Consider the following 25,627-nt stretch of genomic DNA (forward strand, 5'->3'; position numbering starts at 1 on the left):
ATGCTTTGCGAAAGGAGACTCGCATGACCCCGCTTACCCCCTTCAGCACCGCCCAGCTCGACGCCACTCTGGCCCGTATCGGCCTGCCGGTTGAGCGCCCGGAACCGACCCTGGCGAATCTCGACCGGCTGATTGGCGCTGCTCTGCACCACCTGCCGTTCGAGAACCTCGACGTGCTGCTGGAAAAGAATGTGAACATCGATCCGCAGGCAGTCTTCGCCAAGGTGGTGGAGCAGCGTCGCGGCGGCTACTGCTTCGAGCTGAACAGCCTGTTCGCCCGCCTGCTGACCAGCCTCGACTACCGGGTGACGCTGCTGGTCGGCCGGGTACGCTGGGGCTTGCCGGCCGATGCGCCGCTGACCCCGCAGTCGCACCTGCTGCTGCGGGTCGACCTGGCCGAAGGCGTGTTCCTGGTGGACATCGGCTTCGGCGGCCCCGCATCGCCCCGTGCGTTGCCGCTGCGGCTGAACGAGGAACTGCCCGGCGGCTGGCGCCTGACCGGCGCACTCGATGGGGAGATCGAGATGGCGACGCGCTCCAGCTCCGGTTGGCAGACGCTGTACCGCTTCACCCTGCAGCCGCAGCTATGGATCGATTACGCCATGCGCAACTGGTACACCTCGACCCATTCACAGAGCGTGTTCCGTCTGTCCCTGCGCGTGGCAATCAGCGAGGACGGTGCGCGCCTGTCGCTGCTCAATGGCCAGTTCAACCGGCGTAACGCCGACGGTGCGGTCGAGCAGCGCAGCATCGAGGATGCCGACGAGTTGCTGGCGGTGCTGCGTGAGCGTTTCCGCCTATGGCCGGCGGAACGTGATATGCCGGCACTGCGGCAGCGCCTGGCGCAATTGCTCGCGGCTCAGGGATGAGCGGCGCCGGCCAGTTCGGTCGGTTCCGCCGGCATGGCGATGGCCAGGCGCACGGTGCGCCCGGCCAATTGATCACGCTGTAGCACACCGCCAGGGGCGCCTTCGAACCAGTGCCCCTGCAGATCGGATGCGTGGCACTGCAAGGTTCGGACGGCGCCGTCCGCCGGGACGCCCCAGCGGCACTGACCGTCGAAGATCAGCGTGCCCTCGCGAGGCATGCTGGGCTCCCCGGCGGGCAGCCGGTCGCGAACGACCAGGCCGGCCAGTGCGACGTCGGCGCGATTGCTGTCGGAGTAGATCGGCAGTGAACTGCCATCGAGCTCGATGCTGATGCCGCTGAGTTCCAGGTTGCATCCCTCGCGCTTCTGCTTGAGCGGTACCACGAAGCTGATGCGCCGTGGCCGCTCGCCATTGCCGGCGGTTTCGAAGAGGCGGTGCCGGCTCTGCTGGGGGCAGGCGCTGTTCACCGTGGCGACGTACAGGGCATCGCCGGTGAACTTGAAATCGCCGGGCAGGTCCGCCTCAAGGGTGAAGTCGTTGCTCGCGCAGGCGGTCAGGCCAAGGGCAAGCGAGCCGGCGAGGGCGAGGCGGGCGGTGGGGGCGTGCATGGGACTGTCCTGCGGCAGTTCGGTGAGCTGCGCAGGAGCATCCCTGGATCAGGGGGACGCCGGGATCGGAGTTGTCCCGAAGGTTGGTCGGACAGTGCTGATCAGGTCCGTGCCGGCATCAGCCGATCATTCCGTAACCACGCGCCATCAGCGTGGCCAGCAAGGGCAGGATCAGCAGGGCCAGCAGTTCCAGGCGGATAGTCATGGTCACCAGCTTGCACTGGCGCGCGTTGATCTGCGGGACCCGGCCGGCCTTGAGGTCGTTGCGCCAGTTGAGGAAGGTCATGGTCGGCAGGATCGACAACAGCGCGACCAGCACGAACAGCCCGATCTTGGCGTGGAACAGGCTGTTGTGCAGGTAGTACTCCGGGCCCTTGGCGAACCACATGACCCGCGCCGCGCCGGTCAGCAGCACCACGCCGGCGCAGGCACCGTAGGCGATGTCGACGACGATCAGGCTGCGCGCGCGTTCCAGGTCCAGCGGCAGGCGGAACAGGCGGTGCTCCAGCACCAGCAGGGCGAACAGCACGAAGATCGACAGGTAATGCAGGTAGGCGGCAATGGCTTGGGCCATGGGACGGGTCCTTCTGGTGGGGCCTTGGGGCGCGAATGCGCGGTGCCTGGCACTGTAGAGGGCAGCCTCCGCGCGTGCCAGCGCACGGTCCACATTTTCAGGCTCCGGCGGGCACCTGCCAGGCATCGTTGCGCGTCAGCCTCCAGGCGTAGAGCCCGAGGATCAATCCGCGCAGCAGCATGAAGCACAGGAAGGTCAGCCACAGGCCGTGATTGCCGAACGGTTGCAGCAGCAGGCCCAGCGGCAGGCTGGCAGCGCAGGCCAGGAGCATGGCGTTGCGCATCTCGCGGGCACGGGTGGCGCCAATGAACAGGCCGTCCAGCAGGTAGCTCCACAGGCCGATCAGCGGCAGGCAGGCGAGGTAGGGCAGGTACTGGTCGGCGGTGGCGCGCACTTCGGGGATGTCGCTCTGCAAGGCGATGAACAGATGCCCGCCGAAGGTGAAGAAGGCCACGAACAACAGACTGGCGATCAGCGACCAGCCGCAGGCCACCACCAGCGAGCGGCGCAGCGCGGTGCGGTCGCGGCCGCCGATGGCGTGGCCGCAGAGGGCTTCCACTGCGTGGGCGAGGCCATCGAGGGCGTAGGAGGTGATCATCAGGCCATTGAGCAGCAGCGCATTGGCCGCCACCGTGGCATCACCCAGGCGCGTGCCCTGCACGGTGAGCAGGAAGAACACGCCCTGCAGCGCCAGGCTACGGATGAAGATGTCGCGGTTGACCATCAGCAGCGGCCGCCAGCTCATCCACGCGCGCAGGCGCGACCAGTCCGGCTGGCCGGGGTAGCGCAGCAGGGCGCCACGGGTCAGCGCCAGGCCGAGCAGGGCGCCGCTCCATTCGGCGATCACCGAGGCCCGCGCGGCGCCGGCCACGCCCCATTCCAGGCCAAGCACGAACCACAGGTCGAGGGCGATGTTGATCAGGTTGGTGGTCAGCAGGATCGCCAGTGGCGCACGCGCGTTCTGGGTGCCGAGGAACCAGCCGACCAGCGCGTAGGTGGCCAGCGCCGCCGGCAGGCCGAGCAGGCGGATATGGAAGAACTGCCGGGCCAGCGTATCGAGTTCGGCGGACGGCCGCATCAGCGCCAGTGCCGGATCGGTCAGCGGCACCGCCAGCAGCCCGAGCAGCAGCGCCAGGCCCACGGCGAGCAGCAAGCCCTGACCGAGAATCCGCCGCAGCGCGCCGCCATCACTGCGGCCGGCGGCCTGGGCGGCGAAGCCGGTGGTGCCCATGCGCAGGAAGCCGAGCACGCCCACCAGCAGGGTGTAGAGCCCGCCGCCGACGGCCACCGCGCCCAACTGGTGGGCGTGCGGCAGATGGCCGATCACCGCGCTGTCCACCAGGGTGACCAGGGGCACGGAGACGTTGGAGAGGATCATCGGCGCGGCGAGCGCCCAGACGCGGCGGTGGGTCGGCTGGTGACGCCAGGCTTCGAGCAGGGGATTCATGCGGGGCTCCTGAGCAGGCCCGCAGTATAGCGAGCCAACGCTCTGTGATGCCGTTCCGCAAATTATTTGACGTCGATCTGTTGGCGGAATATTGCATGATGGCGTTTGGCTACTGTAAGGTCGGCGCCGATTTCCAGGCACCTCGCCGGAAGATGTCGATCAAGGAATAGTCATGAATGGATTCTGCCGCGCCCTGCTGGCGCTGCCGCTGCTTTGCCTCGCCCTGCTGACCGGCTGCGCCACCCCGCAGCCCCCGGTTCCGATGGACCAGGCATTCTGGATCGAAAAACAGGAACGCATCGGTGTTGCCTATACCCAGATTCCTGCACCCACTGTCCTCCTGACAGGCCAGCAAGGCCTGCTCGACTATGCGGTGAACAGCGGAATGGCCTCGGGTTTGCGAGCCAAGGTAGAGACTTGGGATGCCAGTTCGCTGCGCGAGATTCCCCAGCAGGTCTCCACCATCCTTCAGGACAAGGGCTATACCGTCGTCAAGCTCGACGAGCCGCTGAACCTGGAGACGATGAAGAAAGTCTCCTCGGAGAAGACTGGCTTCACCGCCAAGGATTTCCAGCCGCTCAAGGCGCAGAAACAGATCGACAAGCTGGTGCTGTTCTCCTTTGCTTCGGTCGGCACGACGCGCAGCTACTACAGTGTGGCGCCCACCAGCGTGCCGGTGGCCCAGGTGGTCGTTACCACCTACGTCATCGATCTGGATGACAACCGTATGCTGTACTACCAGCCCAAGGTCTTCAGCCGCGCCGCCGATGGCGAGTGGGACGAGGCGCCGGAGTTCCCCAACCTGACCAACGCCTTCTACCAGGCACTGGACTCCACCCAGCAGGAGCTGCTGGACGTATTCCGCGATCAGCAACTCTCAGTCGCGAAACCATGAAAGGCACAGTCTGCATCGCGCTGGCCTGTCTGTTGCTGACGGGCTGTGCCGGGCAGAAGGTGCTGCGTCCTAGCGCGGCTGGCGACCTGCGCAGCCTGCTGTCCGGGCAAACCTTCGCGCTGACGGTAGCGCCGGGCGCCGAGCGCCTGCTGCAGGGTGCGGTTTCCAACGATGGCACGGGCATCATCGAGCGCGGCAACGCAGCGGCACAGAACATCCAGGTGTCGGTGAACAGCTCGAACAACGCTGGCGGCGGGGCGGGAGTAGGGCTGGGTGTTGCGATTGGCACGGCGCTGGCTGCCAACCTCAGCCAGGGCGAGCTCAAGCGAACCCGACAGGACGAGGCTCGACAGCGCGTTGCTCCGCTGCGTGCTGCCCTGGACGCTCAAGCGCTGGATGGGGTATTTGCCGAGGGCTTCACTCGGGCGTTCGCCCAGGCCAACCGGCCGATTTCCAGTGCCGGCGCCTTCGAGCTGCGTGTCGAGCCGCAGGCGTTGCTCAGCCAGGATTCGCGAAGCCTGAGACTGGTCAGCGAAGTGCAACTGATGCACGGCCGCCAGGCTATCTACCAGGGACGCATCGAGGTGCAGGGACGGGCGCTGGAGTGCAGTACGAACTGCCTTGACCAGTGGTCAGCCAGCGATGCCAAGGCCTATCGCGAGGCGCTGGATTCGACCATCGTGGAAACGGTGCGAGTCCTGCTGCTCGACTGGGACACCGAGCATTTCGCCGGCCAATTGGGGGCAGAGAAAACCCTGCGCTACCAAGTGGGGGAAGATCGCTATGTGGAGCGCGGCCGCCTTTGGAACGGCGCGCTGGCGTCGGCGCCGGTCTTTCTCAGTCTGCGCGGCTGGATCAAGTCGATTCCGGTGCCGTTGCAGCCCTGATCATCAGTCGGCTTTCTTGCGGTAGGCGCAGTAACCGGGACGCGGGCCGACCTGCGGGTGGTTGCGGCAGGTGTCCGGGCGCTTGGCGTAGACGGTGCACAGGCGGGTCTTGCGATCGAGGAAGTAGCAGTCGCCGTTGCTGGTGCGGGTCAGGGTGAAGATGCCGCTCTTCTGGTTGAAGCGCTCGACGATGCCTTCCTTCAGCAGGCGCTTGGCGATGTTCTTCGCCGGTTCGTCGCGCTCGAACTCGTCGACGACGCCGATGCGGATCAGGTCGTTGACGTTCACTTCCGCCGGCATGGTGCAGCAGGTGGCATTGCAGTCCTTGCACAGGCCCGAGGTGTACTTGGCCCAGGTTTCCAGGCGGTCCAGTTCGGCGTTGGCGATCAGCGGTGGTTTTCTCATGGCGGCATTCGGCGGGGTGGTGCGAAGGCGCGCATCATAGTGGCCGCCGCGAAGAATTGCGCGGCCTTTCGACGAACTGAGGCCTCAGACGGTCGGCAGGGCCGCGAGTCCCCCGTGGTCGCGCAGGTAGTCCCTGAAGCTCGGATAGCAGACGAGGAACCAGGGCGTGAAGCGCTCCGGGTGCGCAGCCATCTCGGCTTCCAGGTCGGGCAGGGCGATGTAGCGGAAGTCGTCGGCCTCTTCGGGATCCGGTTGCGGCCGCTGCTCGTCGATGGCGCCGAACAGGTGGCCGTACTCGTGTTCGGTCATGCCGTTGGCCAGTTCCAGGCGATAGCTGAACTCGAACAGCTTGTGCAGCGGGACCTGTACGCCCATTTCCTCGCGCAGCCGGCGCTCGGCGGCGTGCTGCGCCGCTTCGTCCGGGTACGGGTGGCCGCAGCAGGTGTTGCTCCACAATCCGCCGCAGTGGTACTTGCCCAGCGCGCGGCGCTGCAGCAGCAGCTCGCCGGCGCGGTTGAACAGGTACACCGAAATGGCCCGGTGGCGCAGCCCCAGGTGATGCGCCTCGTGCTTCTCCATCGTGCCGGTCGGGTTGTCGTGTTCGTCGACCAGGATCACCTGGATATCGGTCATGGGACTCTCCTGCGAGCGTGCTGTCCGCTGTCTTCCAGCTTATCAGCCCTTGCGGATCATCCAGATGCCGACGGCGATGGCGGCCATGCCGGCAATCTTCAGCCCGCTGACCGGCGATTCGCGGAAGCCGGCCCAGCCGAAGTGGTCGAGGGTCATGGCCATGCCCAGCTGGCCGGCGAGCACCAGCACCATGAACATCAGCGCACCCACGCGCGGCGCGGCGAAGGCGGCAATGAAGATGAAGAACATGCCGAGGAAGCCGCCGCACCATTGCCACCAGGGCAGCTCGCGCATGGCGGTAAGGCTGGGGAATTCGCGGTTGGCGAGGGTCAGCACCAGCAGGCCCATCATGCCGACGAAGAACGAGATCAGCGCGGCAGCCAGTACGCTGGACACCTGCTTGGCCAGCTGGCCATTGATGCCGGCCTGCAAGGGCAGGCAGGCGCCGGCGATCAGGGGTAGTACGAACATCCACCAGGGCGGCGTGGGCATGGAGTGACTCCTGGGTAATCGAAGCGAAAAGGACAGCCGGCTAGTATGCACCAGACTGGAGCATCTCTCCGCCCGATTCCTGGAGTCGCCATGAGCACCTTGCCTTCCCGCACCCTGAGCGTCCGCATCGAGCGCCGCTGGGGCGAAGCCTATGACTTTCTTGCCGTGCCGCAGAACTTCCCGCGCTGGGCGTCGGGCCTGTGCCACTCGATCGAGCCACTGGAGGGCGATCTGTGGCTGGCGCAGACGCCACAGGGTCCGCTACGGGTGCGCTTCTCGCCGCGCAATGTCTTCGGCGTGCTGGACCATGCGGTGCTGCCCGAGGACAGTCCGGCGATCCACATCCCACTGCGCCTGATCGCCAATGGCGATGGCTGCGAATTGCAGCTCACGCTGTTTCGCCAGCCGCAGATGGACGACGCCGTTTTCGAGCGGGATGCACAGTGGGTGGAGAAGGATTTGCAGGCGATCAAGGGGTTGCTGGAATCGATATAGACCGGTGTTTCAGCGCATCCGTAGGGCGTACAACCGTTCGCGGTTGTACGCCGATCAACCCTGATCGTCAGTTGGCGCGTTGGTCGAGTTCGAAGCGCTCTGCAACAATGCTTACGCCACCGCTTGTAATCGGGCAATGGGCGGGTGCGCCTGCTGGCTGACCTGCCAGAGGTCGTAGGCGGCCTGCATCGCCAGCCAGTGGCGGGCAGTGGACAGGCCAGCCTGTTCCAGGCGCCAGGCCAGATCGGCGCTGACAGGTGCGCGGCCATGGAGAACCCTGGACAGGTGAGGGCGGCTTACGCCGAGATGAGCCGCCAGTGCCGTCACGGACAGGCAAAGCTCCGGCAACACATCCTCAAGGAGGATTTCGCCGGGGTGGGGCGGATTGTGCATCGCCATGCTGTGATCCTCCGGTCAGTGGTAGTCGAGATAGTCCAGCAGTTCCGCGTCGCTGTCGGCGAAGCGGAAGATCACACGCCAATTGCCCGAGACGCTGACGGCCCAGTAGCCCGCCAGCGAACCTTTCAGTCCATGCAGGCGGTAACCGGGCAGGTCCATGTCCCTGGGGCTGTTGGCGGTATCCAGTGCGGCGAGGATGCGTTGCAATCTGGGCACGTGATCGGCCCTAACTCCGCGAGGATCGCCATGCTGGTACAGGGCGCGCAGCCCCTTGTGGCGGAAGCTCCTGATCATCGCTGGACTGTAATCTAACAGATTACATTCGCCCTAGCTGAGATGCTTGTGTGAAGTTACCGCCTTGTAGGCTCCGAACTTACAGCCGAGCGGCCAGTTCGGCCCCCTCGCGGATCGCCCGCTTGGCATCCAGCTCCCGCGCCACGTTGGCGCCGCCGATGACGTGGTAGCGCAGGTTCTCCGCCGCCAGCGTCGGTTGCAGTTCCAGCAACGGCTCCTGCCCGGCGCAGATGACCACGTTGTCCACCGCCAGGCACTGCTCCCGGCCGTCGATGCGTACGTGCAAGCCGTCATCGTCGATACGCAGGTACTCCACGCCGCCCAGCATCCGCACGCCATGGTGTTTGAGATGCGCGCGATGCACCCAGCCGCTGGTCTTGCCCAGCCCGGTGCCGGGTTGGCCGGGTTTGCGCTGCAACAGCCAGATATCCCGACGTGGCACCGTTGCAATCGGCGGGATCAGCCCGCCCGGCGTGGCGTTGTCCAGGTCGATGCCCCACTGGCCCAGCCACTCCCCCAGCGGCTGCGGACCGTCGCGTTCGGCGAGGAGGAAGCTGGCGACGTCGAAGCCGATGCCGCCCGCCCCGATCAGTGCGACTTTTTTGCCCACCGGTGCCCCACGTAGCACGTCGAGGTAGCCGAGTACCTTGGGATGAGTGCCCCCCGGAATCGACGGCGTGCGTGGCCGGATGCCGGTGGCGACTATCACTTCGTCGAACTCGCCGCACAGTTCGCCACGCGTGATGCGCCGGCCCAACTGCACCTCGACGCCCAGCTCGTGCAGGCGCACGGCGAAGTAGCGCAGCGTCTCGTTGAATTCCTCCTTGCCCGGCACCCGCTTGGCCAGGTTGAACTGCCCACCGATCTCCCCGCTGGCCTCGAACAGCGTCACCCGGTGGCCACGTTCGGCGGCCACGCAGGCGGCGGACAACCCGGCCGGGCCCGCACCGATCACCGCGATGCGCTTGTGCACTTTCGCCTTGCGATAGCGCAGCTCGGTCTCGAAAGCTGCGCGTGGATTCACCAGGCAGCTGGCGCGGCGGTTGGCGAAGGCGTGGTCGAGGCAGGCCTGGTTGCAGGCGATGCAGGTATTGATCGCGTCGGCGCGCCCGGCGGCGACCTTGGCCACGAACTGCGGGTCGGCCAGCAGCGGACGGGCCATGGACACCAGGTCGGCGTGCCCCTCGGCGAGCAGGCGTTCGGCGACTTCCGGGGTGTTGATGCGGTTGCTGGCGATCACCGGCACCCGCAGCTCGCGGCGCAGGCGCGCGCTGACCTCGGCGAAGGCGGCGCGCGGCACCGAGGTGACGATGGTCGGCACCTTCGATTCGTGCCAGCCGATGCCGGTGTTGAGCAGGTCGATGCCGGCTCCTTCGAGGGCTCGCGCGACGGTACGCACGTCGTCCCAGCTGTTGCCGCCTTCCACCAGGTCGAGCAGCGATAGCCGGTAGCTGATGATGAAGCGCTCGCCGACTGCACGGCGGATGCGCCGGACGATCTCCAGCGGCAGGCGCATGCGGTTGCCCAGGTCGCCGCCCCAGCGATCCTCGCGCTGGTTGGTGCGTGGGCAGAGGAACTGGTTCAGCAGGTAGCCCTCGCTGCCCATGATCTCTACGCCGTCGTAGCCGGCGGCCTGGGCCAGCTTCGCGCAGCGGACGAAGGCGGCAATGGTGCGCAGGATGCCGCGCTCGGACAGCTCCCGCGGGCTGAACCAGCTGATCGGCGACCTGATCGGCGAGGCGGACACCACCAGCGGGTGATAACCGTAGCGCCCGGCGTGGAGGATCTGCAACAGGATCTTGCCGCCCTCGCGCTGCACCGCCAGGGTCAGGCGCCGGTGCGCCGGCACCTGCAGACCGCTGGTGAGGCTGCTGCCCAGCGGCAGCAGCCAGCCTTCGCGGTTGGGCGCAAAGCCCCCGGTGATGATCAGCCCGACACCGCCGCGTGCCCGCTCGCGGTAGTAGGCGGCGAGTTTGCCGAAATCCCACAGGCGGTCCTCCAGCCCAGTGTGCATCGAACCCATCACCACGCGGTTGCGCAGCTGGGTGAAGCCCAGGTCGAGCGGGGCGAGCAGGTGAGGGTAGGGCGAGGCTGTGGACATGGGCGCAACCGTGGCATTGGAGGTCCCTTCACCCTATTGGCTTGCCGTGCGTCGGTGAACGGCCCGAATGCCGTGCCGTTCGGGCATTTCGGTCAAGCCAGCGGTTGACACCAGACGTATCGGTTGCAGAATTTTCCCATGGCAGGGCTTCGCGCCCCGATCGCAGGCTGAAGTGACCCATCCTCGGAGGACGTCATGAAAGCGATAAGAAGAAAACATGCGCGCCATTACCTGCTCGCGGTTCTCGTCGGGGTGGCCCTGCTGGGCCTGCATGAATCCCTCCAGACCGACCACCAGCAGTCCGTGTGCCGTCCCGACGGCAGCAGCCTCTCCTGCGCCTACCCCTGATTCCCCTTTGGGAGTATTGCACCGTCCGTTCCCGGTGACGGACTGACGCGCGTCAATGCGCCGCAAACCCCCAGCGTGCATGGTCTGCCCCGCTCAAGCTGGCGCATCGGCCCGGCTTGGCTATCTTTTAAGCAGCAAGGGTCCGGCCATGTCCCGGACGTACGCTGCCTGATCAGGAGACGCACGATGGATATGAACCGTCGGCAATTTTTCAAGGTCTGCGCCGTGGGCCTTGGAGGATCGAGCCTGGCGGCACTCGGGATGGCACCCCCGGATGCATTCGCCGACCAGATCCGCCACTTCAAGCTTGCGCGCACCGTCGAGACCCGCAACACCTGCCCGTACTGCTCGGTGGGCTGCGGCATCCTCATGTACAGCCAGGGGGATGCGGCGAAGAACGTTGCGCAGAACATCATCCACATCGAGGGTGATTCCGATCACCCGGTGAACCGCGGCACCCTCTGCCCGAAAGGCGCGGGCCTGCTGGACTTCGTCCACAGCCCCAACCGTCTGAAGTACCCGGAAATCCGCGAGGCGGGCTCCAGCGAGTGGAAGCGCATTGGCTGGGACGAGGCGCTGGACCGCATCGCCAAGCTGATGAAGGAAGACCGCGACGCCAACTTCATCGAGAAGAACGCCCAGGGCCAGACGGTGAACCGCTGGCTGACCACCGGCTTCCTGGCCGCGTCGGCGTCTTCCAACGAAGCGGGCTACATCACCCACAAGGTGGTGCGTTCCCTCGGACTACTGGCGTTCGACAACCAAGCGCGTGTCTGACACGGCCCGACGGTGGCAAGTCTTGCCCCGACGTTTGGCCGTGGAGCCATGACCAACCATTGGACCGACATCAAGAATGCCGATCTGATCCTGATCATGGGCGGCAACGCTGCTGAAGCGCACCCGTGCGGCTTCAAGTGGGTGACCGAAGCCAAGGCGCACAACAAGGCGCGCCTGCTGGTGGTCGACCCCCGATTCACCCGTTCCGCGTCGGTGGCCGACTATTACGCGCCCATTCGCACCGGCACGGACATCGCCTTCCTCGGCGGCCTGATCAACTACCTGCTGGAAAACGGCAAGTACCAGAAGGAGTACGTGCACAACTACACCGACGTCTCCTTCATCGTGAAGGAAGGCTTCGGCTTCGAGGACGGCCTGTTCAACGGCTATGACGCCGAGAAGCGCACCTACCCGGACAAGTCCTCCTGGCAGTACGAACTGGGCGAGGACGGCTTCGCCAAGGTCGACCCGACCCTGGCGCACCCGCGCTGCGTGTTCAACCTGATGAAGCAGCACTACAGCCGCTATACGCCGGACGTGGTGAGCAACATCTGCGGCACGCCCAAGGACATGATGCTCAAGGTGTGGGAGGAGATTTCCACCACCGCCGCACCGGACAAGGTGATGACCATCATGTACGCCCTGGGCTGGACCCAGCACTCGGTGGGCGCGCAGATGATCCGCACCGGCGCGATGGTCCAGTTGCTGCTGGGCAACATCGGCATGCCCGGCGGCGGCATGAACGCCCTGCGCGGCCACTCCAACATCCAGGGCCTGACCGACCTCGGGCTGCTGTCCAACTCGCTGCCGGGCTACCTGACGTTGGCCGGCGACGCCGAGCAGGACTACAACGCCTACATCACCAAGCGCACCGCCAAGCCGCTGCGTCCGGGGCAGTTGTCCTACTGGCAGAACTATCCCAAGTTCCACGTCAGCCTGATGAAGTCCTGGTTCGGCAAATCCGCCACCAAGGACAACAACTGGTGCTACGACTGGCTGCCCAAACTGGACATGCCCGGCGCCGGCTACGACGTGCTGCGCTACTTCGACATGATGTACCAGGGCAAGGTCAACGGTTACTTCTGCCAGGGCTTCAACCCCATCGCCTCCTTCCCCAACAAGGCCAAGGTCAGCGCCGCGCTGGCCAAGCTGAAGTGGATGGTGGTGATGGACCCGCTGGCCACCGAGACCTCGGAATTCTGGCGCAATGCCGGCGAGTTCAACGAGGTGGACAGCAAGGCCATCCAGACCACCGTGTTCCGCCTGCCCACCAGCTGCTTCGCCGAGGAGGACGGTTCCATCGTCAACTCCGGGCGCTGGCTGCAATGGCACTGGAAGGGCGCCGAACCGCCGGGCGAAGCGCGTACCGACATCGCCATCATGGCCGGCCTGTACCACCGTCTGCGCAATGCTTATGCGAAAGACGGCGGCAAGTTCCCCGACCCGATCCTCGGCCTGGACTGGAGCTACCTGAAACCCGACGAACCCGGCCCGGACGAGCTGGCCAAGGAGTACAACGGCAAGGCCCTGGCCGACCTGGTCGACCCGGCCAACGGTATGGTCCTGGCGAAAGCCGGCGAGCAGTTGCCGGGCTTTGCGCTGCTGCGCGATGACGGCAGTACCGCCAGCGGTTGCTGGATCTTCGCCGGCTCTTGGACGCAACTGGGCAACCAGATGGCCCGCCGCGACAACAGCGACCCCTACGCCATGGGCCAGACCCTGGGCTGGGCCTGGGCCTGGCCGGCCAACCGGCGCATCCTCTACAACCGCGCCTCGGCCGACCCCAGCGGCAAGCCCTGGGACCCGGTGAAGAAGCGCCTGGTGTGGTGGAACGGCAAGACCTGGGGCGGTACCGACGTGCCCGACTACAAGGTCGATGTGGCGCCGGAAGCGGGGATGAATCCGTTCATCATGAACCCCGAAGGCGTGGCGCGGTTCTTCGCCGTCGACAAGATGGCCGAGGGCCCGTTCCCCGAGCACTACGAGCCGTTCGAGACGCCCATCGGGATCAACCCGCTGCACAAGAATCCGCAGGCCATCAGCAGTCCGGCCGCGCGGGTGTTCAAGAACGACATGGAACTGTTCGGCAAGGCCGACGAGTTCCCCTACGCCGCGACCACCTACCGGCTCACCGAACACTTCCACTTCTGGACCAAGCATTGCCGTCTGAATGCCATCGCCCAGCCGGAGCAGTTCGTGGAGATCGGCGAGGCGCTGGCCAAGGAACTCGGCATCAAGGCCGGCGACCGCGTGAAGGTCTCCTCCAACCGCGGCTTCATCAAGGCGGTGGCGGTGGTGACCAAGCGCATCCGTCCCCTGCAGGTCAACGGCAAGACCGTGCACCACGTGGGCATCCCCCTGCACTGGGGCTTCTCCGGGGTCGCGCGCAACGGCTACCTGACCAACACCCTGACCCCCTTCGTGGGCGACGGGAATACGCAGACGCCGGAGTTCAAGTCCTTCCTCGTCAACGTGGAAAAGGCGTGAGGTGAAGCATGAGTAGCCAAGACATCTACGCCCGCTCCGCCACCACCACACCGATGCCCTCGGTGCGGCGCGAGGAGGAAGTGGCCAAGCTGATCGACGTGTCCAAGTGCATCGGCTGCAAGGCCTGCCAGGTCGCCTGCTCGGAATGGAACGAGCTGCGCGACGAGGTGGGCCACAACCACGGCACCTACGACAATCCGATCGACCTGACGGCGGAATCCTGGACGGTCATGCGCTTCACCGAATACGAAGCGCCGGCCGGCAACCTGGAGTGGCTGATCCGCAAGGACGGCTGCATGCACTGCGCCGAGCCGGGCTGCCTGAAGGCCTGCCCGAGCCCGGGGGCGATCATGAAGTACGCCAACGGCATCGTCGACTTCAACCAGGACCATTGCATCGGCTGCGGTTACTGCATCACCGGTTGCCCGTTCAACATCCCGCGCATCTCGCAGAAGGACCACAAGGCGTACAAGTGCACCCTGTGTTCCGACCGCGTGGCGGTGGGCATGGAGCCGGCCTGCGTGAAGACCTGCCCGACCGGTGCCATCGTCTTCGGCACCAAGGAGGACATGAAGGAGCACGCCGCCGAGCGCATCGAGGACCTGAAGTCGCGCGGCTTCGAGCACGCCGGCCTGTATGACCCGGAAGGCGTGGGCGGCACGCACGTGATGTACGTGCTGCACCACAACGACCAGCCTTCGCTCTACGCCGGCCTGCCCGACAAGCCGGCGATCAGCCCGCTGGTCAGCCTGTGGAAAGGCATCACCAAGCCGCTGGGCCTGCTGGCCATGGCGGGCGTGGTGCTGGCCGGGTTCTTCCACTACACCCGCACCGGCCCCAACCGGGTGGAGGAGGATGAACCGGACGGCGCAGATCCCGAGGCGCCGGTGCACAAGGTCGACCCTTCGGTGCATGACTATGACCCGCGTAAGCGCCCGTGACCTCCCTGGCAGTCGCTTTTGCCCCCTCTCCCAGCGGGAGAGGGTCGGGGTGAGGGCTACGAGGATCGAAAGATGAAGAAAGATATCCAGCGCTACAACGCCAACGAACGGAGCAACCACTGGATGGTGGCCATCCTGTTCTTCCTTGCCGGCCTCTCGGGGCTGGCGCTGTTCCATCCGGCCATGTTCTGGCTGACCAACCTGTTCGGCGGTGGTCCCTGGACGCGCATTCTGCACCCCTTCCTCGGGGTGGCGATGTTCCTGTTCTTCCTCGGGCTGGTGGTGCGTTTCGCCCATCACAACCTGATGGAAAAGCGCGACGTGCAATGGCTCAAGCAATGGCGCGACGTGGTCGCCAACCGCGAGGAAAACCTCCCGGAAGTCGGCCGCTACAACGCCGGGCAGAAACTGCTGTTCTGGACCCTGCTGCTGTGCATGCTGGTGCTGCTGGTGACCGGTTTCGTGATGTGGCGTGCCTACTTCAGCCACCTCTTCGGCATCGACCTCATCCGCCTGGCGTCGCTGCTGCATGCCTTCGCCGCCTTCGTGCTCATCTGCAGCATCCTGGTGCACATCTACGCCGGCATCTGGGTGAAGGGCTCGATGGGCGCCATGCTCTATGGATGGGTCAGCCGCGGCTGGGCGCGCAAACACCACAACGGCTGGTTGAAGGACGTGGAAAAGGGCAAGGGCCACTGAGAAAACCGCATCCTCTCCCGCAAGGGGGAGGGTGATCATCGCGCCGTCACTTTCATGCGGCACAGTCAGTCCCCTCTCCCTCCGGGAGAGGGCTAGGGTGAGGGGCTCTTTCGGCCCCGAACCTCCATCAACAAGGAGTCCTGCGTGTCAGGCCGAATTCTCGAACCCGGGCAGATCGAAGCTGCCGCCAACATCCCGCCGCTGTTCAATCTGCCGTCCCCCGATCTCTTCACCCGCCGTGCCGCGCGTTTGCGCGAACTGGCGCCGGATAATCCGCTGCAGGGCTACCTGGAACTGATCGCTGGCGTGTGCGATGCCCAGCAGGCACTGCTCGACCGCAAGCTTCCGCTTCCGGGACCGGACGCCGCCGCACTGGCCCGTAGTCTTGAACACCGCATGCCGCCGCTGGCCTACGAAGTGCTGGTGCGCGAAGGCGCCTGGCTGCCGCTGCTGGACGCTTTCCTCGATGCCTATGAGCCCAAGGCCAACCCGGCCATCGTCGAGGCGTTGAAAGCCCTGCGCAGCGCCGACGAAGGTCAGCGCAAGGCCTGGGCCCTGGGTCTGCTCAACGGCCAGTTCGACCTGCTGCCGCCGGCGCTGGTGCCCTTCCTCGGCGCCGTGCTGCAAGTCGCCTTCAGCCAGTGGCTGCTGCAACTGCCCGACGACACCCTGGCGGAAACCGACAGCCAGACCCTCTGCCCGGCCTGCGGCGCACCGCCGGTGGCGGGGATGATCCGCAGCCAGGGCAAGCACGCCGGGCTGCGTTACCTGTCCTGCTCGCTGTGCTCCTGCGAATGGCATTACGTGCGGGTCAAATGCAGCCACTGCGCCGAGAGCAAGGGCCTGGCCTACTACTCGCTGCAGCGCGAAGGCGTGGCCAGCGACCAGGCGCCGCTCAAGGCCGAGACTTGCCCCGGCTGCCAGTCCTACCTCAAGCAGTTCTACCTGCAGCACGACAAGCATGCCGAGGCCCAGGCCGACGACCTCGCCAGCCTCGCGCTGGACATCCGCCTCGCCGAGGACGGCTATCTGCGCAGCGCGCCGAACCTGCTGCTGGCGCCAGGCGGCTCTTCGTAGGATGTGGTGGAGCGAAGCGATACCCATCAAGCTCCGTGCCGCGACAGCATGGGCTCCACCCATCCTACAAAGGCATAGCAAACGCGGAACGCGTTATCCGCCGTCGGCTTCACGTCGAGGCAGCCGGCGGATAACCGCGAACGGTTATTCGCCCTACACTGACTCCAGCCATCGTCCCCAGCACAAGGTTCGTCCATGACCTCGGTACGTTTGCCCTCCATCGACCGCCTGCTGCGCAGCCCGGCCTGCCAGCCGCTGCAGCAGCGCTATGGCCGCGAAGCCCTGCTCAAGACCCTGCGCGACCTGCTCGACGAGCTGCGCGAGCCCGCGCGCCATGGCCAACTGGCCGCCGTCGAACTGGAAGACTCCGTGCTCGCCGGCCGCGCGGGCGAGCGTCTCGCCGCGCACCACGCCAGCCGCGTGCGCCGGGTGTTCAACCTCACCGGCACCGTGCTGCATACCAACCTCGGCCGCGCCTTGCTGCCGGAGGAAGCCATCGAAGCCATCACGTTGGCCGCGCGCTACCCGCTCAACCTCGAATTCGACCTGGCCACCGGCAAGCGTGGCGACCGTGACGACCTCATCACCGGGCTGATCCGCGAGCTGACCGGCGCCGAAGCCGTCACCGTGGTCAACAACAACGCCGCCGCCGTGCTGCTGGCGCTCAACAGCCTGGGCGCGCGCAAGGAAGGCATCATCTCCCGCGGCGAGCTGATCGAGATCGGCGGCGCTTTCCGCATCCCCGACATCATGTCCCACGCCGGCGTGAAGCTGGTCGAGGTCGGCACCACCAACCGCACCCACGCCAAGGACTACGAAGCCGCGATCGGCCCGCGCGCCGGCCTGCTGATGCGCGTGCACACCAGCAACTACAGCGTGCAGGGCTTCACCGCCAGCGTCGCCACCCCGCAGCTGGCGCAGATCGCCCACGCCCATGGCCTGCCGCTGCTGGAGGATCTGGGCAGCGGCACCCTGGTCGACCTCACCCGCTGGGGCCTGCCCAAGGAGCCCACCGTGCAGGAAGCCCTGCGCGACGGCGCCGACATCGTCACCTTCAGCGGCGACAAGCTGCTCGGCGGCCCGCAGGCCGGGCTGATCCTAGGCAGCAAAGAGTTGATCGGCAGGATCAAGAAGAACCCGCTCAAGCGCGCCCTGCGCGTGGACAAGCTGACCCTCGCCGCGCTGGAGGCCGTGCTCAACCTCTACCGCGACCCGGACCGCCTCGCCGAGCGCCTCACCAGCCTGCGCCTGCTCAGCCGCCCGCAGGCCGATATCCGCAACCAGGCTCAGCGCCTGGCTCCCGCCCTGACGGCTCTGCTGGGCGAAGGCTGGAGCGTCACCGCAGAAGACGCTCTGGGCATGATCGGCAGCGGCGCCCAGCCGGTGGCTCGGCTGCCCAGCGCCGCCCTGTGCCTGCGCCCGAACCAACCCAAGCGCCAGCGCGGCCGCGCGTTGCTCGACCTGGAGGAACGCCTGCGCTGCCTGCCGATCCCGGTACTCGGCCGCATCGATGACGACGCGCTCTGGCTCGACCTGCGCCAGCTCGACGACGAGCCCGGCTTCGTCGCCCAACTGCCGCTGCTTGCCGAGGGTGACGCGTGATAGTCGGCACCGCCGGGCACATCGACCACGGCAAGACCTCCCTGCTGCGCGCCCTTACCGGCATCGAAGGTGATCGTCGCCCGGCCGAGCGCGAGCGCGGTATCACCATCGACCTCGGCTACGTCTATGCCGCCCTGGAAGCAGAGCGGGGCGACGGCACGCTCACCGGCTTTATCGACGTGCCGGGGCATGAGCGCTTCGTCCACAATATGCTCGCCGGCGCCAGCGGCATCGACCTGGTGCTGCTGGTGGTGGCCGCCGACGACGGTGTGATGCCGCAGACCCGCGAACACCTTGCCATCGTCCAGTTGCTTGGCATCCGCCGCGCCATTGTCGCGCTGACCAAGGCAGACCGTGTACCCGCCGAGCGTGTGACGCAGGCAGCTCGCGACGTGCAGGAATTGCTTGCCGATGGGCCACTGAGCGGTGCGCCGATCTTCCCCGTCTCCAGCGTGACCGGAGAGGGCATCGACGCACTGCGAGACGCCCTCACCGAAGCGGCGCGCGATACCCATGAGCGTGCCGCAGCCGGTGGTTTCCGCCTGGCGGTGGACCGCGCCTTCAGTGTCAGTGGCGCGGGTGTCGTCGTTACCGGAACCGCCTTCGCCGGCGCCGTCCGTGTCGGTGAAGAGTTGCTATTGGGCAATGCCGGTCGCCGCGTTCGAGTGCGTGGCCTGCACGCACAGAACCGCGAGGCACAGCAGGCCCACGCCGGTCAGCGCGTAGCCCTGAATATCGCCGGCGAGCGCCTGAGCCTCGACCAGATTCACCGAGGCGACTGGTTGGTCGCTCCGGAGCTGCACGCACCCACCACGCGCATCGATATCGACCTGCACCTGCTGCCCAGCGAGACACGCGCCTTCACCCACTGGACTCCGGTGCATGTGCACCTGGGCGCGCAGGACATCACTGGCCGCGTCGCACTGCTCGAAGGCGAGCGCCTGCAGCTCGGCGAGCATGCCTTCGCGCAGCTTGTCCTGAATGCTCCAAGCCATGCTGTCCACGGCGACCGCCTGGTGCTGCGCGACCAGTCCGCCCAGCGCACCCTTGGCGGCGGGCGGGTGCTCGATCCCTTCGCCCCGGCGCGCAACCGTCGCAGTCCGGAGCGTCTGGAGCAACTGCGCGCCTTGCAGGGCGAGAGCCTGGAAAGTGCCTTGCCAACCCTGCTGGTGCACGCCAGCAATGGACTCGATCCGACGTTGCTGGCGCGGCAATTCAACCGCCCGCGCGCGAGCTGGAAGCTGCCTGCGGAACTGGTCGAGATCAGCACCCGTCTCGGCCCGCGCTTGTTCGCGGCCGAGCGCTGGAAGGTCCTGCAACAGCAGGTGATCGAGGCCCTGCAGCGCTTTCACACCGAATCTCCCGACGAACTCGGCCCCGACCGCGACCGCCTGCGCCGCTACGCCTTTTCGCAGCTCGAACGCCCGATCTTCATCGCCCTGCTGGAAAGCCTCCTGGCCGACCAGCGCATCGACAGCAGCGGCCCCTGGCTGCACCTGCCCGACCACCGTGTGCAACTGGGCGAAGCCGACGAACGCCTGCACGAACGCGTCCGACCGCTATTGCTGGCTGGCGCTTTCGATCCGCCCTGGGTACGCGACCTGGCCCGCGAGCTGGCAGTGGAGGAGGGCGACGTGCGCCTGCTGCTGCGCAAACTCGCCCGCTTGGGCCAGCTACACCAAGTGGTGAAGGACCTGTTCTACCCGGAAGAAACCCTCCGCCAACTCGCCAGCCACGCCCTGCACCTGCGCGACGAAGCCGGCATCATCCGCGCCGCCGCCTTCCGCGACCGCATCGGCATCGGCCGCAAGCGCTGCATCCAGCTGCTGGAGTACTTCGACCGCATCGGCTTCACCCGCCGCTTCGGCAATGAGCGGCGGGTACGGGAGGATTCGGCGCTGGTGGGCACGGCGGCGGGCGAAGGCTACGGTGAGTTTCTGGAGGCCAAGATCAAAGCTGGCCGGGTGTCGATGGAGGCTGGAGAAGGGCGCTCGGACGAGGAAGTCGAAGCGGCTTTCGCGGCCCTCAGAGCAAAGGCGCCGGGTAGCAATGAATCGAAATAGATAGACATCGGGCCGGGTAGTCGCGCAGCACGAGTATTCAGCCCTCCTGCGGCATCGCTACGCTGGCATCGGTCAGTGTAATGATGGCAACATCCATGCTCCCGATTCGCCAGCGCGCTCCAGCGCCGGTACCAGTCCAGGGAAGGCAATCACGCCCGGTGGCGTGGCCGGGCTTCAAACCCGGTGGGGGACGGCAGCCGTTCCTGGGTGGGTTCGACTCCCACTGCCTTCCGCCACTTTTCCTTGGCTACATCCGGCACCACTGTTCCTCGCAGGGAATGCCATCGCCGTCGCCATCCATCTTCATGCCCGGACAGCTTCGCAGGAAAGCCTTGGCCTCGGCGCAGGAGGTCATTTGCGAGCAGTATTTGCGGCCGTCGCAACGGACGTTGAGCGTTGGTTCAGCGTCGGTCGCCGATGGCGGTACGGCTTCGGAAGGCTGGGAAGCCGAGAGTGGCGCCGGAGACAGGCGGAAGAACCGGGACTGCCAGTCCGGGTTGTCCATGTATTGCCAGGCGAACAGCGCCAGAGCTGCGAGGAAGATCCATTTCTTCATGGGGGCCACCAGAATTGTGTGCATCCAATTCTAGTGGGCAAACCCTTTGGATTCCTTCTGGAAAGTAGCGGTCGCGGCAGTTGTCACCGCGCCTTGCCGAGGTCGCACGGCGTCACTGTCCCCACATCATCCGCTGCTGCTGGGCCGAGTAGTCGTCGCTCTGCAACTGGATGCGGGTGGGTTGGCGTTCGAGGCTGTCTTCGCCGAAGGATTCGCGCACGGGCGATTCGATGGCGTTGAAGTGGGTGTAGCGCGGGGCGTCGGAGCAGCCGGCGAGGGCGATGCAGGCAAGGGTGACCACGGAGAGCTTGAGCATGGGAGAGTCCTCCTAGAGTGAGCCTCGAGAGTCGGCCCGGAGGATTAACGGCGGATTAAGGGGCGGCTCCAATGAGGAGCCTGGCCCCGTATCGCTAATGACGTGTGATTGGGCGTGCCGGGGGCGTCAATCCAGCACGTTGTTCAGCACTTCGTAGATGACGCCAGTGGCGATGGTGACCAATAGCAGATCGGTACCGGCCTGCTGCCATTCGTAGCCATCGTAACGGGGCAGGCGGCCGATCAGGCGACCGTCGAGTTTCTTGGCGATGCCGGGCGGCAGCGGTTTGCCCCGCGCGAGGTTCTTTCGAATGCCTGGCGGCAGCGCCGCGCCGGGGCTCCAGTAGTCGCGGTTGTCGTCGAGAATGACGCGAACCCCGCCGATGTCGATCTGCGGGCCGCCGTGCCAGTTGCTGCCGCCGCTTTGTCCTTGATTGCCGTGTTGGGCGTTCTTGGCGTGGCCATTACCGTTGCCATTGCCGGCCAGCAGCATTGGGCTGGCGCCAATCAGGGCGAGGCCGAGGGCCGTTGCCAGCAGGGTGTTGGGTCTGGGCATATCCTTATGTTCTCCGTTTGGGCCTGTGCAGCTGAGCGTAGCCGTTGTCACACCATTCCGGCAGCAGGCGAACTGGTACCCAGGTGCCTGCATTTCGTCGGAATCCCACGAACCACGGGGGCTATGGTGTAGTCAGAGGAGTATCTCAACCCCGCCCCTGGAGGCGTATCGATCATGAAGAAAACCCTGGTTGCTGCAGTAGTCTGTGCTTTCGCCTTCGGCGCCACAGCTTTGCTGCCCGCCGACCTCTCGCCGATTGGTTCGGTTTATGCCAAGGGCAATGGTGGTGGCGGCGGTGGCGGTAATGGAGGTGGCCACGGCGGTGGTAATGGTGGTGGCAATGGCGGTGGTCACGGCGGCGGTAGCAGTGCCGGCCACAGCGGTGACAATGGCGGCGGTGATGGCGATGGCAATGGTCACGGCAATGGCAAGGGCAAAGGCGCTCTTGGCCATACCAGTGACCCGTCCGACGGCAGCTCCGGCATCCACGGTGCGAAGCGCAATGGCAAGGTCGAAGGCGTCGAACATGCCGGCAAGGCCACGCGCGACCACGGCGTGAGCGGCCATCACAACGGCACCGCCAAGAACGACAGCAAGGGACATGGCGCGACGACCTCGTCCGTGGCCCATTCGAAGGACACCCGTGGCCTGGCCAAGGCAACGGCGATCTCCGATACCACGCCGGGTACCCACAACACCAAGGGCCTGGACAACGCTTCCGATAACTCCACGAAGAACGACCACGACGACGATTGAGTCGTCTCGCGGCCAGGGACGGCCGCTATCCCTCTCCCTTTCTTAGCGCACCGGAAAATCGAAGTAGGTCGACGGATAGGGCTCGGCCTTCAGCCGGTAATGCCACCACTCCGCGGCGTAGGGTTCGAAGCCGTGGCGCAGCATGGCCTGGCGCAGGGTTTCGCGGTTGCGGGTCTGCTGCACGCTGATCAGCGTGGTGCCGTGGTGTGAAATGGGGCCGAAGAAGTCGAAGCGGCTGCCCATGTCCAATTCCTCTCCGGTCTTTGCATCCACCAGCGTCAGGTCGACGGTGCTGCCGCGCGAGTGCCCGGAGTGCTGGGCGATGTAGCCGTCGCGGAACAGCGTGCGCTTGTCCTGGTCGGGGTAGTAGCGGGCTTTCTGCCGGGTGTCCTGCGGATCGGCGGCCCAGCGCTTGAAGGCTTCCACGGCGCGTTGCGGGCGATAACCATCGAAGATCTTCAGGGCCAGGCCGCTCAGGGCGAGGTCCTGCTCCACGGCGGCCAGCGCGCTGGCGGCTTCGCGGGTGAGGATGATCCGCGCCTTCTGGTAGCCGTCGATGGGCGCGCCGACGAAGTTGTCGGAGCCGGCGTAGCGCACGTCATAGCGGGCGGATTTCAGCACCTGGTCGAGGTAGACGAAGCCGGGTTGTGCCGGTTGGTCGGCACGCAGCGGCAGGCAGGCGAACAACAGCAGCAGGAGCGGCAGGCGCCAGCCTTGTGCCGCGCCTGCTCGGCTCATGGGCGCAGGGCCTGCACCCCGTCGTCCTCGGGGTCGAAGTTGTCCAGGTACATGCGCCGGGCGAAGGCATCCAGCGCGGCCTGGCCTTGCAGGAAGCGGCCACGGGCGGCGGCCCAGTCGTCAGGCGCGAGGCGCACCATCCAACCTTCGCCGTAGCAGTCCTGGTTGATCAGGCCCGGCCGGCGCACCACGGCGTCATTGCTGGCGAGGATGTGGCCATCCAGCGGGCTACGGGCGGAGGAGGCGGCCTTGGCGAATTCGACCACGCCGAAACTGCGGTCGCACTCGATGTGCCAGCCGTCACGCTTGGGGGTGAAGGCGAAGATCTGTCCGTAGAGGGCGCAGCCGTAGGCAGTGAGGCCGAGGGCGACGGCGCCGCCGGATTCTTCGCGCAGCCAGAGGTTGTACTCGGGGGCGTACAGGCGGTCGTCGGGGAATTCCAGCCCATGCAATTTCACAGGGTCAGCACCCGGTCGTATTCGAGGATCATCCGCGCCAGCTCGCCGCCGCTGGCGATTTCGTCGACTTCCTCGATCAGCCGGCTTTCGTCGACCGGCACGCCCGGCGCGCGACACATTAGCAGGCGTGCGCCGGCTTCCTTGGCCTGCTGGATGAAGTGGCTGATGGGTTCGCCACCCTCGGCGGCGTAGAGGTGGTCGGCGATGTCCTGGTGCGCCAGGCGGGTGCCTTCGCCGCTGAGGAACAGGGTGACCTGGGCGTCCATGCAGGCCAGCAGGGTGGCGGTGTAGAAGGGCGCCGCGCAGCGCGCCGGGGTGCTCGGGCCGCTGCTGACGATGATCAGCACGCGCTGCCGGTCAGAGAGGGTCAAGGGCTTTCTCCAGTTGTACCAGGGCGATGCGCCGGCCTTGAGGGTCGGCGCGCTCGACGATGGCCTGCGGCCGATAACCCAGCCGAGTGTAGAGCAGCAGCCCAGCGGCGTTGGCGTTGAAGCAGGACACCTTCATCACCCGCGCCTTGTACTGCTCGCGGGCGAGTTTCTCCATGACTTCGATCAGGTACTGGGCCACGCGGTGCCGGCGGGCCCAGGGCGCGACCATCATGTTGCCCAGCGCGCAGAACTCGCGCGGTTGCCACTGGTAGAAGTTGGCGAAACCCGCCGCGCGCCCGTCCAGCAGGGCGAGGGTGCTGCCCCGGCGCTCGGCCATGGCGGCGGCGAGTTGGCCGACGGTCAGCGGCCAGCTCGCCTTGGGGTAGCAGTAGAAGAGTTCGTCACGATCCTGGGGAAAGCGCACCACTTCGTCGAGGTCGCCGGCAGCGGCGGGACGATGGCTGAGGATTGGATGTTCCACGCTGTCTCCCGGCTCAGTGCGGCGGATACTGGGCGATGACTTTCTGCACCGTCTCGTTGATCGCCGCTTCACGCTCGGCGGGCGTCGGCGGGCTGCTGCGCATGATCTGCTCGCCGCTGCCACGCCAGACCAGCTTGCCGTCCTTGCCGTCGAACAGGTCGACCTGGATGGTGGCGACCTTGTAGGTGACGGTGCGGGTCTCGGCCATCGGCGGCGGGCCCCAGTAGCCGCCCCAATAACCGTTCCAGTAGCCGCCGCTGTAGGAGGTGATCTGGTCCTGGCGCTGGTCGACGATCAGGTAGGCGCGCACTTTCACGTCGCCGATATTGCCGCCCTGGGCCTGGCGCAGGCCGCGCTGGTCGAGCTGGTCGGCGACGGACTGGGTGATCCGCTGTTCGGTGAGGTCGCTCTTGATGCGCGGGTCGTCCGGACGGTACTCGAACGACGGTTGTGCCCAGCTCCAGGTCATGTAGCGGGAGAAGTCACGGGTGGTGTCGTAGTCGCGGCTGACGCTGGTGGTTTCGCAGGCGGCCAGACCCAGCATCAGGCCCAGAAGCAGTAAACGGCGGATCATGGGGAATACTCCTGATAGAGCTTCCATCCAAGCGCAGAGTCCGCGCAAAGGCAAGCGGCAGAGCGGTTGTGCGGGGAGCTGGAACGCGTTGCCTGGCAAGCGCCCTGGCCACCTGCCGATCAGCCCGGCGGATAGCCGTCCATGGCCTTGCGTGCGGCTTCGCGCAAGGAGCGGGCCTGGTCGCTCTCGCTGCTGGCGTTCTCGTATTCGGCGCTGCCGCTCCACACTTCCTGATGGCTGTGGGCGTCGAACAGGGTGATGTGCACCACGCTGACAGTGACCACATAGGTGCGCACGACCGGGTAATAGGCGCCGCCGTACCAGGGATCACCCCAGCCGCCGTAGTAGCCGCCGCCGTAGTAGTCGGTGGTCTGCCGGGTGCGTTGTTCGCTGGAGAGTTGGGCGCTGACCACCAGGTCCGCCGGCGCATTGCTGCGCGCCGGGCGCAGGCCGCGCTGGTCGAGGGCTTCGCTGACGGCGTCCTGCAACGGACCGCCAAAGCCGGCGCCGTCGGCCCAGCTCCAGGAGCGGTAGTGCCCATAGTCCATCGGCGCCGCCGGGTAGCTGCCGGGGTCGAGCCCCGGATGGGCCGCCGAAGCCGGCGCCGGCGGCATCGGCAGTGACGTGGCGGTGTAGGGGTTCGGGCTCTGGCACGCGGCCAGGGCAGCGAACAGCGGCAGGATCAGCAGGTAACGCGGCATGACGGACTCCCGCACGCCCGGACCGGTC

30 protein-coding genes and 1 tRNA gene are annotated in these 25,627 nt (G+C 66.3%); 13 read left to right on the top strand and 18 right to left on the bottom strand.

Going from position 1 to position 25,627, the window contains the following annotated elements:
- Nucleotides 1-23: 23 nt before the first annotated feature.
- Nucleotides 24-869 (top strand): arylamine N-acetyltransferase family protein, encoded by an 846-nt coding sequence (locus tag ACQ5BL_RS14670; RefSeq protein WP_243804504.1) that lies wholly within the window; start codon nt 24-26, stop codon nt 867-869.
- On the opposite strand, the gene ACQ5BL_RS14675 is transcribed toward ACQ5BL_RS14670, so the two are convergent.
- From ACQ5BL_RS14675 to ACQ5BL_RS14685, 3 genes are all read right to left on the bottom strand, one after another.
- Nucleotides 860-1,477 (bottom strand): hypothetical protein, encoded by a 618-nt coding sequence (locus ACQ5BL_RS14675; RefSeq protein ID WP_243804505.1) that lies wholly within the window; start codon nt 1,475-1,477, stop codon nt 860-862. The two genes, ACQ5BL_RS14670 and ACQ5BL_RS14675, sit on opposite strands and share 10 nt — an antisense overlap.
- A 118-nt stretch (nt 1,478-1,595) precedes the next feature.
- Nucleotides 1,596-2,051 carry a DUF2214 family protein gene (locus ACQ5BL_RS14680; protein WP_243804506.1) on the bottom strand — a complete coding sequence of 152 codons (456 nt, stop codon included), beginning with the start codon at nt 2,049-2,051 and terminating at the stop codon, nt 1,596-1,598.
- Between the two features lie 97 nt (nt 2,052-2,148).
- Nucleotides 2,149-3,498: an MATE family efflux transporter gene (locus tag ACQ5BL_RS14685; RefSeq protein WP_243804507.1), complete on the bottom strand. Its 1,350-nt coding sequence runs from the start codon at nt 3,496-3,498 to the stop codon at nt 2,149-2,151.
- A gap of 172 nt (nt 3,499-3,670) precedes the next feature.
- On the opposite strand from ACQ5BL_RS14685, the gene ACQ5BL_RS14690 reads away from it, so the two are divergent.
- Both ACQ5BL_RS14690 and ACQ5BL_RS14695 read left to right on the top strand, forming a co-directional pair.
- Nucleotides 3,671-4,393, top strand: coding sequence for a hypothetical protein (locus ACQ5BL_RS14690; RefSeq protein ID WP_243804508.1), 723 nt, complete (start codon nt 3,671-3,673; stop codon nt 4,391-4,393).
- Complete coding sequence (locus ACQ5BL_RS14695) at nt 4,390-5,280, top strand: hypothetical protein (RefSeq protein ID WP_243804509.1); 891 nt, start codon at nt 4,390-4,392, stop codon at nt 5,278-5,280. The genes ACQ5BL_RS14690 and ACQ5BL_RS14695 overlap by 4 nt, the downstream gene beginning before the upstream one ends.
- Before the next feature lie 3 nt (nt 5,281-5,283).
- On the opposite strand, the gene ACQ5BL_RS14700 is transcribed toward ACQ5BL_RS14695, so the two are convergent.
- The 3 genes from ACQ5BL_RS14700 to ACQ5BL_RS14710 all read right to left on the bottom strand — a co-directional run bounded on the left by ACQ5BL_RS14700 (nt 5,284) and on the right by ACQ5BL_RS14710 (nt 6,810).
- Nucleotides 5,284-5,685 carry a YkgJ family cysteine cluster protein gene (locus ACQ5BL_RS14700; protein WP_243804510.1) on the bottom strand — a complete coding sequence of 134 codons (402 nt, stop codon included), beginning with the start codon at nt 5,683-5,685 and terminating at the stop codon, nt 5,284-5,286.
- An 84-nt stretch (nt 5,686-5,769) separates the two neighbouring features.
- The gene (gene idi / locus ACQ5BL_RS14705) at nt 5,770-6,318 is read right to left on the bottom strand and encodes an isopentenyl-diphosphate Delta-isomerase (RefSeq protein WP_243804511.1); all 549 of its coding nucleotides are present in this window, start codon (nt 6,316-6,318) and stop codon (nt 5,770-5,772) included.
- 42 nt (nt 6,319-6,360) lie between these two features.
- Nucleotides 6,361-6,810 carry a DMT family transporter gene (locus tag ACQ5BL_RS14710; protein WP_243804512.1) on the bottom strand — a complete coding sequence of 150 codons (450 nt, stop codon included), beginning with the start codon at nt 6,808-6,810 and terminating at the stop codon, nt 6,361-6,363.
- A gap of 90 nt (nt 6,811-6,900) precedes the next feature.
- Between ACQ5BL_RS14710 and ACQ5BL_RS14715 the strand changes: the two genes are divergently transcribed.
- Nucleotides 6,901-7,305, top strand: coding sequence for an SRPBCC family protein (locus ACQ5BL_RS14715; RefSeq protein ID WP_243804513.1), 405 nt, complete (start codon nt 6,901-6,903; stop codon nt 7,303-7,305).
- Between the two features lie 111 nt (nt 7,306-7,416).
- Here the strand turns inward: ACQ5BL_RS14715 and ACQ5BL_RS14720 are convergent, their stop codons facing one another.
- The 3 genes from ACQ5BL_RS14720 to ACQ5BL_RS14730 form a co-directional block, all read right to left on the bottom strand.
- Nucleotides 7,417-7,704 (bottom strand): HigA family addiction module antitoxin, encoded by a 288-nt coding sequence (locus ACQ5BL_RS14720; protein ID WP_243804514.1) that lies wholly within the window; start codon nt 7,702-7,704, stop codon nt 7,417-7,419.
- A 15-nt stretch (nt 7,705-7,719) separates the two neighbouring features.
- Nucleotides 7,720-7,998: a type II toxin-antitoxin system RelE/ParE family toxin gene (locus ACQ5BL_RS14725; RefSeq protein ID WP_243804515.1), complete on the bottom strand. Its 279-nt coding sequence runs from the start codon at nt 7,996-7,998 to the stop codon at nt 7,720-7,722.
- A 79-nt stretch (nt 7,999-8,077) separates the two neighbouring features.
- Nucleotides 8,078-10,099 carry an NADPH-dependent 2,4-dienoyl-CoA reductase gene (locus ACQ5BL_RS14730; RefSeq protein ID WP_243804516.1) on the bottom strand — a complete coding sequence of 674 codons (2,022 nt, stop codon included), beginning with the start codon at nt 10,097-10,099 and terminating at the stop codon, nt 8,078-8,080.
- 195 nt (nt 10,100-10,294) lie between these two features.
- Here ACQ5BL_RS14730 and ACQ5BL_RS14735 point away from each other — a divergent pair, with 195 nt between their 5' ends.
- The 8 genes from ACQ5BL_RS14735 (at nt 10,295) to ACQ5BL_RS14770 (ending at nt 20,329) form a co-directional block, all read left to right on the top strand.
- Complete coding sequence (locus ACQ5BL_RS14735; RefSeq protein WP_243804517.1) at nt 10,295-10,447, top strand: hypothetical protein; 153 nt, start codon at nt 10,295-10,297, stop codon at nt 10,445-10,447.
- A gap of 186 nt (nt 10,448-10,633) precedes the next feature.
- A complete protein-coding gene (gene fdnG, locus ACQ5BL_RS14740) occupies nt 10,634-13,711 on the top strand; it encodes a formate dehydrogenase-N subunit alpha (RefSeq protein ID WP_243804518.1) in 3,078 nt (1,025 codons plus the stop codon).
- An 8-nt stretch (nt 13,712-13,719) separates the two neighbouring features.
- A complete protein-coding gene (gene fdxH / locus ACQ5BL_RS14745; RefSeq protein ID WP_243804519.1) occupies nt 13,720-14,652 on the top strand; it encodes a formate dehydrogenase subunit beta in 933 nt (310 codons plus the stop codon).
- A 72-nt stretch (nt 14,653-14,724) separates the two neighbouring features.
- The gene (locus ACQ5BL_RS14750; protein ID WP_243804520.1) at nt 14,725-15,351 is read left to right on the top strand and encodes a formate dehydrogenase subunit gamma; all 627 of its coding nucleotides are present in this window, start codon (nt 14,725-14,727) and stop codon (nt 15,349-15,351) included.
- A gap of 144 nt (nt 15,352-15,495) precedes the next feature.
- Nucleotides 15,496-16,428 carry a formate dehydrogenase accessory protein FdhE gene (gene fdhE, locus ACQ5BL_RS14755; RefSeq protein WP_243804521.1) on the top strand — a complete coding sequence of 311 codons (933 nt, stop codon included), beginning with the start codon at nt 15,496-15,498 and terminating at the stop codon, nt 16,426-16,428.
- A 195-nt stretch (nt 16,429-16,623) separates the two neighbouring features.
- Nucleotides 16,624-18,030: an L-seryl-tRNA(Sec) selenium transferase gene (gene selA, locus ACQ5BL_RS14760; RefSeq protein ID WP_243804522.1), complete on the top strand. Its 1,407-nt coding sequence runs from the start codon at nt 16,624-16,626 to the stop codon at nt 18,028-18,030.
- Nucleotides 18,027-20,093, top strand: coding sequence for a selenocysteine-specific translation elongation factor (gene selB, locus ACQ5BL_RS14765; protein ID WP_243804523.1), 2,067 nt, complete (start codon nt 18,027-18,029; stop codon nt 20,091-20,093). The genes selA and selB overlap by 4 nt, the downstream gene beginning before the upstream one ends.
- A gap of 140 nt (nt 20,094-20,233) precedes the next feature.
- A tRNA-Sec gene (locus tag ACQ5BL_RS14770) sits at nt 20,234-20,329 on the top strand.
- 11 nt (nt 20,330-20,340) lie between these two features.
- Here ACQ5BL_RS14770 and ACQ5BL_RS14775 read toward each other — a convergent pair.
- The 3 genes from ACQ5BL_RS14775 to ACQ5BL_RS14785 form a co-directional block, all read right to left on the bottom strand.
- On the bottom strand, nt 20,341-20,649 hold the full coding sequence (locus ACQ5BL_RS14775; RefSeq protein WP_243804524.1) for an excalibur calcium-binding domain-containing protein: 309 nt from the start codon (nt 20,647-20,649) through the stop codon (nt 20,341-20,343).
- Between the two features lie 112 nt (nt 20,650-20,761).
- Entirely contained in the window at nt 20,762-20,965 is a 204-nt protein-coding gene (locus ACQ5BL_RS14780; protein ID WP_207882506.1) for a hypothetical protein, read from the bottom strand.
- Between the two features lie 126 nt (nt 20,966-21,091).
- Nucleotides 21,092-21,520, bottom strand: a complete 429-nt coding sequence (locus ACQ5BL_RS14785; RefSeq protein ID WP_243804525.1) for an anti-virulence regulator CigR family protein — start codon at nt 21,518-21,520, stop codon at nt 21,092-21,094.
- A 174-nt stretch (nt 21,521-21,694) separates the two neighbouring features.
- On the opposite strand from ACQ5BL_RS14785, the gene ACQ5BL_RS14790 reads away from it, so the two are divergent.
- Nucleotides 21,695-22,276, top strand: a complete 582-nt coding sequence (locus tag ACQ5BL_RS14790; RefSeq protein ID WP_243804526.1) for a hypothetical protein — start codon at nt 21,695-21,697, stop codon at nt 22,274-22,276.
- Nucleotides 22,277-22,318: 42 nt separating this feature from the next.
- On the opposite strand, the gene ACQ5BL_RS14795 is transcribed toward ACQ5BL_RS14790, so the two are convergent.
- From ACQ5BL_RS14795 to ACQ5BL_RS14820, 6 genes are all read right to left on the bottom strand, one after another.
- On the bottom strand, nt 22,319-23,014 hold the full coding sequence (locus ACQ5BL_RS14795) for a M15 family metallopeptidase (protein ID WP_243804527.1): 696 nt from the start codon (nt 23,012-23,014) through the stop codon (nt 22,319-22,321).
- The gene (locus ACQ5BL_RS14800) at nt 23,011-23,472 is read right to left on the bottom strand and encodes a glycine cleavage system protein H (RefSeq protein WP_243804528.1); all 462 of its coding nucleotides are present in this window, start codon (nt 23,470-23,472) and stop codon (nt 23,011-23,013) included. The genes ACQ5BL_RS14795 and ACQ5BL_RS14800 overlap by 4 nt, the downstream gene beginning before the upstream one ends.
- Nucleotides 23,469-23,843, bottom strand: coding sequence for a DsrE family protein (locus ACQ5BL_RS14805; RefSeq protein WP_243804529.1), 375 nt, complete (start codon nt 23,841-23,843; stop codon nt 23,469-23,471). Before ACQ5BL_RS14805 ends, ACQ5BL_RS14800 begins: the two co-directional genes overlap by 4 nt.
- Nucleotides 23,830-24,324 (bottom strand): GNAT family N-acetyltransferase, encoded by a 495-nt coding sequence (locus tag ACQ5BL_RS14810; protein WP_243804530.1) that lies wholly within the window; start codon nt 24,322-24,324, stop codon nt 23,830-23,832. The genes ACQ5BL_RS14805 and ACQ5BL_RS14810 overlap by 14 nt, the downstream gene beginning before the upstream one ends.
- A gap of 13 nt (nt 24,325-24,337) precedes the next feature.
- Nucleotides 24,338-24,898, bottom strand: coding sequence for a DUF4136 domain-containing protein (locus ACQ5BL_RS14815; RefSeq protein WP_207882522.1), 561 nt, complete (start codon nt 24,896-24,898; stop codon nt 24,338-24,340).
- Nucleotides 24,899-25,017: 119 nt separating this feature from the next.
- The gene (locus ACQ5BL_RS14820) at nt 25,018-25,599 is read right to left on the bottom strand and encodes a DUF4136 domain-containing protein (protein ID WP_243804531.1); all 582 of its coding nucleotides are present in this window, start codon (nt 25,597-25,599) and stop codon (nt 25,018-25,020) included.
- Nucleotides 25,600-25,627: the final 28 nt, after the last annotated feature.

Origin of the sequence: Pseudomonas sp. B1-22, assembly GCF_050474425.1 — a bacterium.
GTDB lineage: Bacteria > Pseudomonadota > Gammaproteobacteria > Pseudomonadales > Pseudomonadaceae > Pseudomonas.

Excerpts from the sequence above, each read along its gene's own strand:
- ACQ5BL_RS14700 (WP_243804510.1), bottom strand. The coding sequence starts at position 5,685 with ATGAGAAAACCACCGCTGATCGCCAACGCCGAACTGGACCGCCTGGAA.
- ACQ5BL_RS14775 (WP_243804524.1), bottom strand. The coding sequence starts at position 20,649 with ATGAAGAAATGGATCTTCCTCGCAGCTCTGGCGCTGTTCGCCTGGCAA.
- ACQ5BL_RS14710 (WP_243804512.1), bottom strand. The coding sequence starts at position 6,810 with ATGCCCACGCCGCCCTGGTGGATGTTCGTACTACCCCTGATCGCCGGC.
- ACQ5BL_RS14715 (WP_243804513.1), top strand. The coding sequence starts at position 6,901 with ATGAGCACCTTGCCTTCCCGCACCCTGAGCGTCCGCATCGAGCGCCGC.
- ACQ5BL_RS14690 (WP_243804508.1), top strand. The coding sequence starts at position 3,671 with ATGAATGGATTCTGCCGCGCCCTGCTGGCGCTGCCGCTGCTTTGCCTC.
- ACQ5BL_RS14790 (WP_243804526.1), top strand. The coding sequence starts at position 21,695 with ATGAAGAAAACCCTGGTTGCTGCAGTAGTCTGTGCTTTCGCCTTCGGC.
- ACQ5BL_RS14730 (WP_243804516.1), bottom strand. The coding sequence starts at position 10,099 with ATGTCCACAGCCTCGCCCTACCCTCACCTGCTCGCCCCGCTCGACCTG.
- idi (WP_243804511.1), bottom strand. The coding sequence starts at position 6,318 with ATGACCGATATCCAGGTGATCCTGGTCGACGAACACGACAACCCGACC.
- ACQ5BL_RS14795 (WP_243804527.1), bottom strand. The coding sequence starts at position 23,014 with ATGAGCCGAGCAGGCGCGGCACAAGGCTGGCGCCTGCCGCTCCTGCTG.
- ACQ5BL_RS14750 (WP_243804520.1), top strand. The coding sequence starts at position 14,725 with ATGAAGAAAGATATCCAGCGCTACAACGCCAACGAACGGAGCAACCAC.
- ACQ5BL_RS14720 (WP_243804514.1), bottom strand. The coding sequence starts at position 7,704 with ATGGCGATGCACAATCCGCCCCACCCCGGCGAAATCCTCCTTGAGGAT.
- fdxH (WP_243804519.1), top strand. The coding sequence starts at position 13,720 with ATGAGTAGCCAAGACATCTACGCCCGCTCCGCCACCACCACACCGATG.
- ACQ5BL_RS14780 (WP_207882506.1), bottom strand. The coding sequence starts at position 20,965 with ATGCTCAAGCTCTCCGTGGTCACCCTTGCCTGCATCGCCCTCGCCGGC.
- ACQ5BL_RS14735 (WP_243804517.1), top strand. The coding sequence starts at position 10,295 with ATGAAAGCGATAAGAAGAAAACATGCGCGCCATTACCTGCTCGCGGTT.
- ACQ5BL_RS14785 (WP_243804525.1), bottom strand. The coding sequence starts at position 21,520 with ATGCCCAGACCCAACACCCTGCTGGCAACGGCCCTCGGCCTCGCCCTG.
- ACQ5BL_RS14685 (WP_243804507.1), bottom strand. The coding sequence starts at position 3,498 with ATGAATCCCCTGCTCGAAGCCTGGCGTCACCAGCCGACCCACCGCCGC.
- selA (WP_243804522.1), top strand. The coding sequence starts at position 16,624 with ATGACCTCGGTACGTTTGCCCTCCATCGACCGCCTGCTGCGCAGCCCG.
- ACQ5BL_RS14675 (WP_243804505.1), bottom strand. The coding sequence starts at position 1,477 with ATGCACGCCCCCACCGCCCGCCTCGCCCTCGCCGGCTCGCTTGCCCTT.
- ACQ5BL_RS14815 (WP_207882522.1), bottom strand. The coding sequence starts at position 24,898 with ATGATCCGCCGTTTACTGCTTCTGGGCCTGATGCTGGGTCTGGCCGCC.
- ACQ5BL_RS14670 (WP_243804504.1), top strand. The coding sequence starts at position 24 with ATGACCCCGCTTACCCCCTTCAGCACCGCCCAGCTCGACGCCACTCTG.
- ACQ5BL_RS14820 (WP_243804531.1), bottom strand. The coding sequence starts at position 25,599 with ATGCCGCGTTACCTGCTGATCCTGCCGCTGTTCGCTGCCCTGGCCGCG.
- ACQ5BL_RS14695 (WP_243804509.1), top strand. The coding sequence starts at position 4,390 with ATGAAAGGCACAGTCTGCATCGCGCTGGCCTGTCTGTTGCTGACGGGC.
- ACQ5BL_RS14725 (WP_243804515.1), bottom strand. The coding sequence starts at position 7,998 with ATGATCAGGAGCTTCCGCCACAAGGGGCTGCGCGCCCTGTACCAGCAT.
- ACQ5BL_RS14680 (WP_243804506.1), bottom strand. The coding sequence starts at position 2,051 with ATGGCCCAAGCCATTGCCGCCTACCTGCATTACCTGTCGATCTTCGTG.